Source organism: Sorangium sp. So ce185, assembly GCF_051526825.1.
In the GTDB taxonomy this organism is placed as follows: domain Bacteria; phylum Myxococcota_A; class Polyangia; order Polyangiales; family Polyangiaceae; genus Sorangium; species Sorangium cellulosum_D.
Genome location: NZ_CP150316.1, coordinates 7,851,475 through 7,864,897 on the forward strand (window position 1 = coordinate 7,851,475; position 13,423 = coordinate 7,864,897).

Here is a 13,423-nt window from a genome sequence, read left to right on the forward strand (position 1 = left end):
CCGATCCCGCGCCCTGAGCCGCTGTCGCAGCCCTGAGCCCAGCGCGGCCGGCTACGACCGACGCCGGAGGATGTGCTGGAGGAGCTGGCGGGAAATGCTCAAGAGCTGCGCCGCCTTTCGCCGGCTCCCGCCAGCGCGCGCGAGCGCCTCGTCGACCATGATCTCGCGGACCTGCCCCTCGATCTCCTGGATCGATGCCCGGCCCACCGCCGCGCGCACCTGGGGGCGGAGATCCGGGGGCCGGGTGAGCGCGTCGTCGATGGAGCGCTCCAGCGCCTCCAGGCACAGCGGCTTGGCGAGGAACGAGCGCACGCCCATCTGCGCGAGCCGGAACGACACCGCCGGGCTCGCCGATCCGCTGATGGCCACGATCGTCGGCGCGACCGGGTAGGCCATCGCCCGCTCCACGACGTCGACGGCATTGCCGTCGGGGAGCATCACGTCGGCGATGATCCCTTGAAACTCCCTGCCCGCGAGCGCGGCGTGGGCCTCGGCCACCGACGCGCAGGCGACGACCTCGACGCCGCGCGCCTCGAGGGCGTCGCACAGCGCGCGCCTGAGCCTCACGTCATCCTCGACCACCATCCAGCGGGACATCGTGTGCTAGCGTGCCATCCCGTCGATGGGGGCGCATAGCGCGAAAATGGCGGAGCAGGCGAGCCCCCCGGCGGCGCTGACCGGCGTCCAGCTCGACGCCCTCATCACGCGCGAAGCGCTGCGGGGCGAGCGCACCGCCTCGATCGCGCGGAGCGTCTTCTGCGCGGCCCTCCTCGCGCGGTTCGTCGCCCTCGGCGGCCTGACGCAGCCCGACTTTTACCCGCGCTCCGTCGTCGAGGTGCCGCTGCTCCTCGGCGCGGTGGTCGCCTCGATGTACGTGTGGCGGTCGAGCCGGCGAATCGACGCGCCCTCCCACCTGCTCCTCGTCTCGGTCGGCCTCGACGCGCTGCTGTGCTTCGTGGCGCTCCTGCCGAACGTGATCTGGCCGTGGGAGGGCTACCCGGGGATCTTGCAGACCCCCGACATCGCCGCGGTGTTGCTCACGGTGGTCGCGAGCGCATTCCGGCTCGTCCGCCGGGCCGTGCTCCTCGCGGCGGCGGCGAACGCGCTCTCCGCGCTCGTGCTCATCGCGCTCGATTTCGCGCTGAACGGCGACCACCACGGGTACTGGACGACGCCCTCGCTGTTCCTGCTCCTGCTCCTCGCCGCCGTGTGCGCGGCGCTCCTCGTCACGACGCGCACGCTCAGGGTCGTCGAGGCGGGGGCGAGCGCCGCGCTGCGCGCGGAGCGGGCGCAGCGGAACCTGAGCTTCGTCCTGCACGAGCACCACGACGTGAAGACCTCGCTCTCCGCCGCCCTCATCGACACGGATCTCCTGCGGCGCGAGATCGCGCGGGGCGAAGCCGCGAGCGCCGAGCGCATGCTGCGGAAGCTGGAGCAGCTCCGCGACAGCATCGAGGAGGTCGCCTCGGCCATGGGGCACATCCGCGAGCGGACGACGCGCGAGCTCGACGCGCTGCGGGCGACGGCTCCCGCCGAGATCGGCGAGGCGGCGCACGGCGCGCTCCGCGCCGTCCAGCGGCGCTACCAGGCGGTGAAGATCGACGTCACGGGTCGCGCGGAGCGCACCGCGGTCCTGTTCGCGGGGGGGCACGACGCGCTGGAGCGAGTGCTCCTGAACCTCCTCGTCAACGCGTGCGAGGGGACCGGCGAGCGCGGCGCGTCCAGCGTGACGCTGGACGCGCGCCCGCTCGGCGGCGGACGGGTGGCCGTCGAGGTGAAGGACGACGGCCCGGGGTTCCACGACACGCCGAGCCCGAAGCCGGGCGGGTCAGGACAGGGGCTCGGCTTCGTGGTCGGCATGGTGGAGTCGAGCGGTGGGCTCGTCCTGCGCGCCAACCTGCCGCAAGGCGGCGCCAAGGTCACGCTCGAGCTGCTCGAAGCGCCGGTGTGAACGCGAGCGCCGCTCCGGCGCACGGTGCGTATCCAGGGCGGCAAGAAAATTTGCCCTTATCGTGCCGCTGGCCCTCCGGTACTTGCTGGCGCCGAAGTGGATCCTCGCCTGGGCTCCGCCGCTCGCACCCCTCTGGAGGATGATTCGGTATGAAGAGAACTAGCCCGATGACAGGCCCTGCATGGGCGACACCCTGGAGCGCGCTCGCCGCGGTCGCGCTGACGCTCGCGACCCCCGGCCCGGCGAGCGCGCAGGCGCGGCGCTCGCCGATCTTCGAGTCCGCGCTGAGCGCTCCCGGCCGACCGCTGCGCGGGTTCGTCGATCTCCACACCCACCCGATGGCGCACCTCGGCTTCGGGGGGCACGTGCTCCACGGCGCTCCCGACGTCGACGTGCTCATGGCGCCGGGGACAATCTACGACCCCAGCGGCCAAGGCATGTCGGGCGCCACGTGCAACGGGTCGATGCGGCGCACCGCCAGCATCGCGGAGGCGCTGGGGACCAGCTACAGCACGCACCGAGGCCACGATTTCTTGAAGAACAAGTGCGGGAATCACGTCCGCCAGATCGTGCTCGGGGAGATGGCGAAATCCCACGGCATCCGCTCGTTCCAGGTCGAGCGCCCCCTGGGTTATCCGACGTTCGCGCACTTCCCGGCGCATAACGATATCCTGCACCAGCAGATGTGGGTCGACTGGATCCGGCGCGCGAAGGAGGGTGGCCTCCGGGTGATGGTCGCGCTGGCGGTCAACAGCCGCACGCTCGCCCACGGCGTCGAAGCAAACCCGCCCATCGACGACAGGGAGTCGGGCAATCTCCAGATCGCCGAGCTCGTCCGCTTCGTGGGCAAGCACGACACGTGGATGGAGATCGCGCGTTCATCCAGCGATCTCCGGCGCATCGTGGAGAAGAACAAGCTCGCGGTGATCGTCGGCGTCGAGCTGGACGACATCGGCAACTTCGTGTGGAACAAGGCGGCGCCGACGGAGGCCCAGATCCGCGCGGAGATCAGGCGCCTGCACGGCCTCGGCGTGCGCTACGTGTTCCCGGTCCACCTCACCGACAACCTCTTCGGCGGCACCGCCGCCTACGAGGACGAGGTGGCGCGCGCCAACCGCTTCCAGACGGGGAAATGGTGGGACCTCGAGTGCTCCCGCGGAGAGGGCATCACGAAGCGCATCCAGTCGGGGAACGATCTGTTCAAGCTGATGAAGCTCGGCGACGCCGGCGGTCACATCCCGCTCCCGAGCTGCAAGCCGGGCGAAGGCCACAAGAACCGGCTGGGGCTCTTGCCCATGGGCCGCGTCGCCATCAACGAGATGATGAAGCTCGGGATGGTCATCGACATCGATCACATGTCCCAGAGGACGGTGGGCGACGTGCTCGAGTTCACCCGCTCGACGCCCGGCGGCGCGTATCCGCTCGTCTCGGGGCACAACGGGCTCCGCGGCTCGAGCGGCAACGAGAACGGCCGGACCGACGCCCAGTACATGGAGATCGCCGCGCGCGGCGGGCTCGCGGGCGTCGGGTTCGGCGACTCCGACGCCCGGAGCTTCCTGCGGAACGCAGCCGCCGTGGCGGCGATCGCGTCGGGCGGCAAGCCGCTCCAGATCACCCTCGGCTCGGACATCAACGGGATGGTCGTCATGCCGCGCTCTCCCGAGTGCCAGGCGCCCCGGGACCAGGTGGTGACGGTGCCGGGCGACGCCTGGAGCCGCCCGCCCGCGCAGCTCCGGTGCACGGGGGGCGAGGAGATCGACGTGCGCTCCGCGCGCATCGGCTGCCTCGACATCCAGACCAGCGGCAACCTCACGGACCTCGTCGGCCGCGCCTGCAACGCCAGGACGTCCTGCTCGTACAAGGCGCCGTCTCCCGACGAATACGGCCGCGCCGGTGTCCGGGCCGCAACGCGCATGTTCTGTACGCAGGCCATGGAGGTCGTGTACCGATGCGCCGCTCCGGCCGCCAAGGCCTGCGTCGACTACTCCAGGTTCCCCAAGGCCCGGATGGGGAGCCGCTCGTGGGATTACAACGAGGAGGGGGTCGTCCACATCGGGCTCTTCCCGGACTTCCTCAAGCACGTCGAGGCGCTGCCGGGCGGAGAGCAGCTCATCGACCGGCTCTACAACGGCGCCGAAGGCTTCGCGCAGATGTGGGCCAAGGCCGAGACGGTCGGCCGCTCCGTCCCCTGAGCCGTTCACGCCCGTCCCGGAGCTCCAGCGACCCGACCGGGGTTGGCCTGTGGCGCGACCCCGGGTCGGGTCGGATCCCGTTTCGCCGCCAACCCGGGTCGGATCCGGGCCCCGCCGCTACTGGCGCAGCCACGCCACGATGAACTTCGTCGTGTTCGACCCCGGGTCGAACGCGTTGCCCTCGCGGATGCTCGCCGAGAAATTGATGAGCCGGGCCCCGGACTGGGATACGCTATACCCCACAGCGCCGTTGTGGCCATCGATCTGCACGGTGATCGAACCGGGGACGATGTCCGTCGCGCTGACGAGCTGCACGAAGCAGCCCCGCGTACCAGGCCAACCGCTGTTGCACTTCACCGTCGTGAGGCCGATCTGGAGCGCCTGCTCCGCCTCTCCCACGGCCTCCTCGCTCAGGGCCTCCTCGCTCAGGGCCTCCTCGCTCAGGGCTTCATCGCCCTCCTGGGCGACGCAGCCTGCGAGCGCCATGGAAGAGAGGACGGCGATCGCCATCTTCATGAGAAACCTCGTGCCTCGACCCTTCCCGCTCGACCGGGCTCGCCTGTCGTCTCCGGGCCGGGCCACGGCGAGGTTGTCCTGGGATTCGAGGAGTGTGCCTTCTTCGCCCTTGATGTCGTGTGTCACGCGCTGCCTCCATTCATGCTTCCGGTGTCTGTCGCTTCAGCGGAGCGGCCGTGGTGAGCGTCTCGCCGGTGTCGCGCGCTGCCCGCGCGCGACACCCGAGATCCGATGTGTCGCCGAACCACAGAGGCCAGGCGTCCCCCCGCCAGGGTCAGCTACCGGTAGCGGTCTCTCTCATGCAGGTTGTAGCCAATGCAGGGCCTGTCACGAGGTGGCTTTGCCCATGACGAGCGGCCCTTCGGGCGTCGCTGCGTCGCGGAGCTCGCGGGAGACCGTGCCTTGGCAACGCGGTGGTACCGCAGGGTCAGAGACACGATAAGGGCAAAGTTTCTTGCCCCACCTGGCAAATTTTCTTGCCCTCACCCGCACGCGCGCCGCGCGCCCAAGCGGCGCTCGCGTTCACGCCGTGGCGGCTCGCCGCGCCCGGGAGGCGACGCGATGCTCAGCCTCGCCGCCGGGGCCGCCCGGCGCGCCCAGACGGCCGGCTCCCGGCGGCGGCTCGCGGCCGCGGCCGCGCGGCGACCGGGAGCGTCGAGGCTGGCCTCTCGGCGCGGGACGCGGTAGGAGGGCGCCATGCTCAAGCACAACAGCTACTTCAACGGCAGCGTCCAGAGCGTCGGGTTCGAGCGCCACGGACGCCGGCAGACGGTGGGAGTCATCGACGCTGGCGAGTTCCATTTCTCGACCGAGGCGCCGGAGCGGATGACCGTCGTCGCGGGCGAGCTCGCCGTCCGCTTCGACGGCTCTCAGGAATGGCGCGTGTACCCGGCGGGGACGTCGTTCGAGGTGGCCGGCAAGAGCGGCTTCGACGTCAAGGCCGCGCAGCCCACAGGGTATCTCTGCGAGTTCCTCTGAGCCGGGCGCCCGCCGGCGCCGCGTAGCGAAGGCGGCTGTCCCGAGACCCGCAGACGCCGAGCGACAGCAGAGAAGAGAGAAGGAACCACAGAGGCACAGAGGGCACAGAGGAGAGAGAAGAGATGAGATAAAATTTTTCTCTTCTCTTCCCTCTGTGCCCTCTGTGTCTCTGTGGTTCAAATTCTTCTCCATCAGGAGCCAGGCACGACCCTGGTCGTGCGTCCACGGTAGGCCGGGCGACACCCCCTCTCCCGCTGAAGCAAGGCGACGCGGCGCTATCGCCGGCCTACGCCCCCAGCCACCTGCGCTCGATCTCCAGCGTGGCCGCGTTGTCCGGCACGTTGCCCAGGAACCTCGCCCTCCACGCCGGATCCCCGATCTTCCTCGCCCGATCGAGCAAGCGCTCCCGCGCCGACGCGATCGCCATCATCGCCTCCCGCCGGTGACCGCACGCCGAGAGCGCCTCGGCGTGCGCGAGCCGCACCAGCGACTCGCCCACCTCGGCGCCCACCGACTCGAGCAGGCAGAACGCCTCGGTCGTCGCCGCGAGCGCGTCCACCGCCTGCCCCGCGTCGAGCAGCGCCCGCCCGAGCACCGCGTACGCGAACGCGCGCAGCGGCGGCGCGCCGTAGAGGATCGCCACCGCGGCGCGCGCCTCGCGCTCCGCACCGCCGAGATCGCCCGTCTGGAGCAGGATCCTCGCGAGGCACGTCCGCGCGGCGCCCTCCCGGCGCGCGTCGCCGAGGCCCTGCGACGTCGCGATCGCCTCCTCCGCCGTCCGCCGCGCCTCCTCGACGAGGTCGAGCCGCGCCAGCACCGGGCCGAGGCCGAGGAGCGCCCCGAGCCGCGCGTCCGACAGCCCCATCCGCTCCGCGTCCGCGAGCGACGCGCGCAGCGCCGCCTCGGCGCCCTCGAAATCGCCGAGCTCCGCGTAGCAGGAGCCGAGGTTGTTCCGCGCCCAGCAGGCGTTGCGCCGATCGCCGGCCTGCTCGAACGCCGCGAGCGCCCCCTCGAAGCCCGCGAAGCTGGCGCCCGGATCGCCGGCCGCCATCGCCCGGTACGCGCGCGCCTCGTGGAGCCGCGCCAGCACCTCGACCTCCAGATCGGTCTCCTCGGCGTCCTGCTCGATCGCGTCGAGCAGCTCGTCCGCGAGCTGATAGCGCCCGCCGAAGAGGAGGCGCCCGGCGCCCGCGCACAGGCACACGCTGCGCGCCGTCCGCGCCGAGCGCCGCGGCTCCGTGGTCTGCGCGACGCGCAAGAGGCGCTCGACCTGGTCGTGGTTGCCGCGCTTCGAGGCGGCGAGGATCATCTGCGTGAGCGCAGAGAACCACGGCGCCGACCCGGGCGAGAGCCGCTCCAGCGCCTCCATCCCCCGCCGCTCCGCCAGCGCGAACTCGCCGCGCCAGAGGTGCGCCTCGGCCTGGCAGAGCCGCAGCGCCCCCGCCGTCGCCTTCGACGCGCCGCGCGCGATGCCGCGCTCCACCCGCTCGATCACCGCGCCGAGATCGCTGCCGAGCAGCGCCTGCTCGGCGGCGCGCAGGGTCGCCGTCGCCGCCCGCGCCGGCTCGCCGCCGCGCTCGAAGTGCTCGGCCAGCGCCATCGCGTCCGCCGCCCCCGTCCGCTCCAGCCACTCGCCGGCGAGCCGGTGGCCGAGGCGGCGATCGTGATCGGTCAGCATCCCGTACGCCGCCTCGCGCACGAGCGCGTGCCGGAACCGGTACTCGATCACCTCCGGCGCGCCCTCCACCGAGCGCCGGACGATGAGCTCCCGCGCCTCGAGCTCGGTCAGCAGCCGGTCGACCTCCGCGCGGCCCACCAGCGCGGCGACCCCGTTCCGCGAGAAGCTCTCGCCGAAGATCGCCCCGGCGCGCAGCACCCGCCGCGCGCCGACGTCCAGCGCGTCGAGCTCGGCCTGCACCATCGAGAGCACCGTCTCCGGCAGGTCCGCGCCCTTGCCCGCCGCCGCGGCGCGGATCTGCTCCTCGAGGTAGAAGGCGTTGCCGTCCGCGCGCTCGACGAGCGTCGCCACGAGCGCCGGGCTCTCGCGCTCGCCGAGCACCTGGCGCACGAGCCGCTCGCTCGACCGGCGCGAGATCCCCGCGAGGCGGAGCTTGTGCCCGCGCCGCTCGTCCCACAGCTTCGGGAAGAGCTCGTGCACCTCCGGGCGGCCGAGCGCCATCACCATGAACGGCCGGTCCTTCAGGTTCCGGAGCGCGGCGTCGACCATCGTGATCGTGGGCAGGTCGCCCCAGTGCAGGTCCTCGAGCACGAGCAGGACCGGGTGCACCGCGCACTCGGCGCGCAGGAAGTCCTCCCAGGCGAGGCGCAGCTGGTCGCCCATGAGCATCGGGTTCCGCCGCGCCGCCCGGAGCTGGACGTCGTCGTCCGGGAACGGCGCGCCGACCAGCTCGCCGAGGAACGTCGCCACGCGCGCCGCGTCGAGCGACGCGTGCCGCTCGACCCGCGCCCGCACCTTGCGCCGCCGCTCCTCGACGGCGTCGGTCTCGGAGAGGCCCATCGCCCGCCGGAGCGCGTGCGCGAGCAGGCCGAACGACGAGCCGGCGCTCATCGGGTCCACCTGCCCGAGCCACACCTCGACCGGCTCGCCGTCCTCCCGGATCGCGCGGACGAGCTCGTGGCGGAGCCGCGATTTGCCGATGCCCGCCGGCCCGGTGACGAGCACGACGCTCGGGGTCGACTCCTCGACGCACCGGGCGAGCTCGTCCCGGATGAGCGACAGCTCGCGCTCGCGCCCGACGCACGACGTGGCCTTGCCGAGCAGGAGCGGCACCTCGTCCGGCCCCTCGCGCGCGCCGTGGAGCCACTGGCCGGCCTCGTCCGTGGTGATCTCGAAGCGCGCCCCGAGCAGCCCCGCCGTCACCTCGTCGATGCGGATCGCCGCCGCGCGGGACGGGGCGCGGCGCTCGGGGAGCAGCTGGACGACGCGATCGATGAGGTCGCCGATCGGCATGCGCGAGGCGATCTCGGCCCTGCCCGTGACGACCGCGACCGGCGCGCCGCCGAGCAGCGCCTGCACGGCGAGCGCGCAGCGGGCCGCCCGGGCCGCGAGGTCGGTCGTCGCGCCGGCGCCGGAGAGCACGACGAGCGGCAGCCGCGCCTCGACGAGCTCGAGCTGGCCCCGGTAGCGCGCCGCCGTGGCCGAGAGCGCCTGCGCGCGCGCCTGCTCGTCGACCTCGGGGAGCGCCGCCTCGGCGGCGGCCGGGGCGCGGCCGTCGCGCGCGAGCACGAGGCACATCACCTTGCGCTCGCCGGTCGTGAGCTCCGGCGGGCGGATGGAGCTGGCCGGCGGGCGGACCGAGAGCGCCGCGGGATCCATGAGCGCGGCGAGCTCGGCGGCGACCGCGTTGCCGTCGCTCGGCCGCCCCTCGGGCGACTTCGACAGCATGCGCGTGACGAGCTCGTCGAGCGCCTCGGGCACGTCCTCGCGGAGCCACCGGAGCGACGGCGGCTCCTCGAGGAGCACCTTGACGAGCACCGCGAGCCCGCGCGCGCCGCGGAACGGGGCGCGCCCCGAGATGCACTTGTAGAGCACGCAGCCGAGCGCGAAGACGTCGGCGCGCGCGTCGACCTGGGCCTCGCCGCGGGCCTGCTCCGGCGCCATGTAGCCGGGGGTGCCGAGGATGGCGCCGGGCATGGTGAGCTGCTGATCGATGCCGGACATCCGGACCACGCCGAAGTCGATGAGCGTGATGCGGTCGATCGCGCCGCCGACGAGGAGCAGGTTGCTCGGCTTCAGATCGCGGTGGACGACGCCGAGCCGGTGCACGGACCCGAGGGTGGTCGCGACGCGCCGGGCGAGCTTGAGGCTCTCGTCCAGCGTGAACGCCTGCCGGGCGAGGCGCTGCGAGAGGGTCTCGCCGGTGAGCCACTCCATGGCGAGGTAGGGGTGGCCGAGGTCGGTGACGCCGTGGGCGATGTACCGCACCACCCCCGGCACCCGCAGCGTGGCGAGCGCCTGCGCCTCGCGCGAGAGGCGGCTCGAGTCCTGGGTGGCGGCGTTCTGGAGGACCTTGAGGGCGACCGTCTCGCCGGTCGTGAGGTCGTACGCGCGGAAGACGTGGCCCATGCCGCCGGCGCCCGCGAGCTCCACGATCTCGAACCGGCCGTCGATGACGTTTCCCGCTCGCATTGCCCCTGCCGCCGCTCCCCGCGGACCGTCCGTCCTGTGTGGGAGCTACGCGAAGTTCACGAGAATGGCCAGCGGTTCGGGGGTGGTGGCCAGTCGCCGGAGCCGCGCGCCGCGAGGCCCCGCCTCCTCGATGCAATCACCGCCGATTGCCGCGCTCCAGCGCGCATCGTCGCCAGAGAGCGCGGCCACGGGCAACTCTACGGCGTAACTCTACGGCGCAGCGACGCGCCCGCGCGCCCCCTGCCCTGGCGCCCGGCCGCGCCCCGCCCCGCCGCGCCCCGCCGCGCCCTGGTGCGACGGCACGCCCGGCCGGCGGCGCTCGCCTCCCCCCTCGCCCACACCACGATACTTTTTCGTCCAGGCGACCTCGAGCGCAGCGGCCGGGCGACGAGGCCGCGCGATGCGGCGTGGCAGGTGTAGGCGCGGCCTCCTTTTCACTCCGCGACGCGCGCGGCGCTTCCTCTGTCGCGCCCGCGTGATAAATGAGCTTGTCTGGGGACTGGGGGGAGGCGACCGGAACGCGCTGGACCCCCTTTGTCAAGCGAAGGAGGCCGCTCTTGTCAATCGTGCCCGGAACCGTACTGCTCCAGCGCTACCGCGTGGTGCGTCATCTCCGCCGCGAAGGCCTCGGTGAAGTGTTCAGCGCCGAGGACGCGAGCGCTGGCCGCCGCGTCGCGGTGAAGGTGCTCGGCGAGCCTCCGGTGCGGCTGGACCCGGGGGGCGTGCTCAGCGCGCCGGAGCGCATGCCCCTGGAGGAGGCCCAGGCGCGCTTCCGGCGCGAGGCGGCGGCGTGCCAGCGGCTGCGGGGCCCGCACACGCTGCCGTCGATCGACGGCGGCAAGGACCCGGAGCACGGCCCCCTCCTCGTCTTCGAGCTGCGGGAGGGCGAGCTCCTCAGCGACCGCCTCGCCCGGCTGGGGCCGATCCCGTTCGCCGCCCTACACCCGCTGGTCGAGCAGCTCTGGCTGGCGATCGCCGAGCTGCACGAGATTGGCATCATCCACCGCGACATCAGCTCCACGAACGTGCTCCTCGACCGGGGCCCGGACGGCGAGCGGCTGACGCTGCTCGATCTCGGCTCGTGCAAGCTCCCGCCCGCGTTCGACGACGAGGTGGTGAGCTTGCCGGGCCGGTGTCTCGGCGATTTCAGGTTCGCGCCGCCGGAGCAGCTCGTGAAGGGCAAGACGGTGGATCACCGGGCCGACCTCTATGCGGCCATGACGGTGGTCTTTCAGGCGCTCACGGGCGAGCTCCCCTACGCCGCGCGCAACCTGATGATGCTCGCCGACCTGAAGACGAGGACGCCGCCGCGCCGCCTCGGCAACCTCATGCCGCCGCCGGTCGACAAGCATGTCGAGGTGTTCGTGAACCGGGGTCTCGCCCACAGCCCAGACCGCCGCTTCGCCAACGTCGCCGAGGTGCTCGACGGCTGGCGGGGGCTGCGCCCCGCCAGCTGAACGTCGCGGCGGCATCCGCGCCGCGCCCCGCCGCTCCAGGCTGGACGACCCCGCAGGCGATCGCGCCGCGCTCCGCGGCAACGCCCTCTCCGAGCAGGAAGGCGGCCCGCGGCGCCGTGCGCCTCCTGCCTTCCCGCTCCCCTGACGAATTCTCCGCGCGCCCCTCCGCGCCTCACGGCACCGGCTGAGCCCGCTGCGCCGGTGGCGCGCCGATCGGACGGCGCCCCCCTGCGCGCCCGCGCTCCGCTGCGCCTTCATCGAGACCGGCAGCGCAGAGGTCCGTCGCCCTGCGGCCCGCGGCGGCGCGCTCACCGGGCCGCGCCGGCTCCGGCGGCGTCTCACGCGCTGCCGCGGCGTTCCCGTGCGGGAGCGCCCGCCATCGCTCCGTTCGACCAGCAGCCGCGGCTGACCATTACGATAGCGGCCCCGGTTTTCTCATCATCTCTTCGAATCTGCTCTTCGCCGCACAGGCCGGTTGCCTCGCCGCGGCCGCGGCGAGGCAACGGCCACGCGAACCGCGCTCGCCGCGGGTGCTTTGCGCGATCGAGCCGCTTTATCCCTCAGCACGTTACGATTCTGCGCCGTTCATCGTCTCGAGATCAGTCCGGGCCTTATCGCCTGAGGTCCTGACGGGGAATACGCCTCTTCGGACGAGAAACCGCATCTCGCAGGATTGCAGAGCGTGAGCACGCATGTTAATCCGGGGTTCGCTCGCTCGTCGCCGCGCCCGCTCGCGCGGCGCCAGGGCAACCGGATCGACGTGTGCAGCTCTCGTTACCGAACCGGGCGGCGCGGCCCAGCCTCGTCCAGCCCGGCGTGTCCGCCTGCCTGGCTGCGCCCGTGAGGCCGGAACCGGCCTCACGGGCGTCGCCGCGGTGTGTCTCGAGACCGGCCACTCCGGGCCGGCACGTCGTCTGGGATCTCTCAACCCTCGCCGCCACCACGTTATGACGACACCTACCTACCGCTATGTCTTCCTGGGACTCTCCATCACGTCTTCGTGGGGCAACGGCCACGCCACGACGTACAGAGCGCTCCTCCGGGCGCTCGCGGCGCGCGGCCACCACGTGCTCTTTCTGGAGCGGAACCTCTCCATCTACGATCAGCACCGCGACCTGCCCAACCCGCCTTACGGCGCGATCGAGCAGTACTCGAGCATTACCGAGCTCCGCGATCGATTCTCACGCGCGGTGCGCGAAGCCGATCTCGTGGTGGTCGGCTCCTTCGTCCCGGAAGGGGCGACCGTCGGGGCGTGGATCACGGAGGAGGCCCGCGGCAAGGCCGCGTTCTACGATCTCGACACACCGGTCACGCTGGGCCGGCTCGCGCACGGGGACCACGCGTACCTCACGCCGGCGCTGATCCCGCGGTACGACCTCTACCTGTCGGCGACGGGCGGCCCGACGCTGGAGCGGCTGGAGCGCAGCCACGGCGCGGTGCGCGCGCGGGCGCTCTACTGCGCGGCCGACACCGACGTGTATTACCCGCAGCCGACGCCGATGCGCTGGGATCTCGGCTACCTCGGCACGTACAGCGACGACCGGCAGGCGGCGGTCGAGCGGCTCCTGCTGGAGCCCGCGCGGCGGATGCGCCGCGGGCGCTTCGCGGTGGCGGGCGCGCAGTACCCGGCGTCGCTCGCGTGGCCCGAGAACGTCACCCGGACGGAGCACCTGCCGCCGGACGAGCACCGCATCTTCTACAACGCCCAGCGCTTCACGCTGAACCTGACCCGCCGGGCGATGGTCGAGTCCGGGTGGTCGCCGAGCGCGCGCCTGTTCGAGGCGGCCGCGTGCGGGACCCCGGTCCTGAGCGACACCTGGCCCGGGATCGAGACGTTCTTCCAGCCCGGCGAGGAGATCCTCCTCGTCCGCACGCCGGAGGACGTGCTCCGGAAACTCCGGGAGATGAAGGAGGACAAGCGCCTCACCGTGGGCCAGCGGGCACGGCAGCGCGTGTTCGCCGAGCACACGGCGATGCACCGGGCCGAGGCGCTCGAGCGCTACACCCGCGAGGCGCTCGAGGCGACGAGCCGGACGCGGGCGCGCCGCGACCGCGACGGGCAGCTCGCGGCGGCGCACGCCGAGACGCAGAGCTGACCTGAGGCCGGCGCGGGTGCCCGCGCTCGGCGCTGGCGGCCGCGCTCGCGCCCGTGCCCTTGCCGCTCGGGGCGGCGCGCAGT

Annotated in this window: 9 protein-coding genes; 5 read left to right on the plus strand and 4 right to left on the minus strand. The window is 72.8% G+C overall.

Going from position 1 to position 13,423, the window contains the following annotated elements; all coding sequences use genetic code 11:
• Positions 1 to 51: 51 nt before the first annotated feature.
• Complete coding sequence (locus tag WMF26_RS28670) at positions 52 to 597, minus strand: response regulator (RefSeq protein WP_063823800.1); 546 nt, start codon at positions 595 to 597, stop codon at positions 52 to 54.
• A 46-nt stretch (positions 598 to 643) separates the two neighbouring features.
• Here WMF26_RS28670 and WMF26_RS28675 point away from each other — a divergent pair, with 46 nt between their 5' ends.
• Both WMF26_RS28675 and WMF26_RS28680 read left to right on the plus strand, forming a co-directional pair.
• On the plus strand, positions 644 to 1,951 hold the full coding sequence (locus tag WMF26_RS28675) for a sensor histidine kinase (protein ID WP_437995270.1): 1,308 nt from the start codon (positions 644 to 646) through the stop codon (positions 1,949 to 1,951).
• Positions 1,952 to 2,100: 149 nt separating this feature from the next.
• A complete protein-coding gene (locus tag WMF26_RS28680) occupies positions 2,101 to 4,143 on the plus strand; it encodes a membrane dipeptidase (RefSeq protein ID WP_437995271.1) in 2,043 nt (680 codons plus the stop codon).
• A gap of 117 nt (positions 4,144 to 4,260) precedes the next feature.
• Here WMF26_RS28680 and WMF26_RS28685 read toward each other — a convergent pair whose 3' ends face one another.
• The gene (locus WMF26_RS28685; RefSeq protein WP_437995272.1) at positions 4,261 to 4,659 is read right to left on the minus strand and encodes a hypothetical protein; all 399 of its coding nucleotides are present in this window, start codon (positions 4,657 to 4,659) and stop codon (positions 4,261 to 4,263) included.
• A 696-nt stretch (positions 4,660 to 5,355) separates the two neighbouring features.
• On the opposite strand from WMF26_RS28685, the gene WMF26_RS28690 reads away from it, so the two are divergent.
• Positions 5,356 to 5,637, plus strand: a complete 282-nt coding sequence (locus WMF26_RS28690; RefSeq protein WP_061625631.1) for a pyrimidine/purine nucleoside phosphorylase — start codon at positions 5,356 to 5,358, stop codon at positions 5,635 to 5,637.
• Between the two features lie 286 nt (positions 5,638 to 5,923).
• On the opposite strand, the gene WMF26_RS28695 is transcribed toward WMF26_RS28690, so the two are convergent.
• Complete coding sequence (locus tag WMF26_RS28695) at positions 5,924 to 9,787, minus strand: serine/threonine-protein kinase (RefSeq protein WP_437995273.1); 3,864 nt, start codon at positions 9,785 to 9,787, stop codon at positions 5,924 to 5,926.
• A gap of 45 nt (positions 9,788 to 9,832) precedes the next feature.
• The gene (locus tag WMF26_RS28700) at positions 9,833 to 9,976 is read right to left on the minus strand and encodes a hypothetical protein (RefSeq protein ID WP_437995274.1); all 144 of its coding nucleotides are present in this window, start codon (positions 9,974 to 9,976) and stop codon (positions 9,833 to 9,835) included.
• 377 nt (positions 9,977 to 10,353) lie between these two features.
• Here WMF26_RS28700 and WMF26_RS28705 point away from each other — a divergent pair, with 377 nt between their 5' ends.
• Positions 10,354 to 11,244: a serine/threonine-protein kinase gene (locus WMF26_RS28705; RefSeq protein WP_438002460.1), complete on the plus strand. Its 891-nt coding sequence runs from the start codon at positions 10,354 to 10,356 to the stop codon at positions 11,242 to 11,244.
• A 947-nt stretch (positions 11,245 to 12,191) separates the two neighbouring features.
• Positions 12,192 to 13,340, plus strand: coding sequence for a CgeB family protein (locus WMF26_RS28710; protein ID WP_437995275.1), 1,149 nt, complete (start codon positions 12,192 to 12,194; stop codon positions 13,338 to 13,340).
• Positions 13,341 to 13,423: the final 83 nt, after the last annotated feature.

What these genes read in the sequence shown, in the direction of transcription:
- WMF26_RS28670 (WP_063823800.1), bottom strand. Translation starts at nt 597, where the DNA reads ATGTCCCGCTGGATGGTGGTCGAGGATGACGTGAGGCTCAGGCGCGCG.
- WMF26_RS28675 (WP_437995270.1), top strand. Translation starts at nt 644, where the DNA reads ATGGCGGAGCAGGCGAGCCCCCCGGCGGCGCTGACCGGCGTCCAGCTC.
- WMF26_RS28680 (WP_437995271.1), top strand. Translation starts at nt 2,101, where the DNA reads ATGAAGAGAACTAGCCCGATGACAGGCCCTGCATGGGCGACACCCTGG.
- WMF26_RS28685 (WP_437995272.1), bottom strand. Translation starts at nt 4,659, where the DNA reads ATGAAGATGGCGATCGCCGTCCTCTCTTCCATGGCGCTCGCAGGCTGC.
- WMF26_RS28690 (WP_061625631.1), top strand. Translation starts at nt 5,356, where the DNA reads ATGCTCAAGCACAACAGCTACTTCAACGGCAGCGTCCAGAGCGTCGGG.
- WMF26_RS28695 (WP_437995273.1), bottom strand. Translation starts at nt 9,787, where the DNA reads ATGCGAGCGGGAAACGTCATCGACGGCCGGTTCGAGATCGTGGAGCTC.
- WMF26_RS28710 (WP_437995275.1), top strand. Translation starts at nt 12,192, where the DNA reads ATGACGACACCTACCTACCGCTATGTCTTCCTGGGACTCTCCATCACG.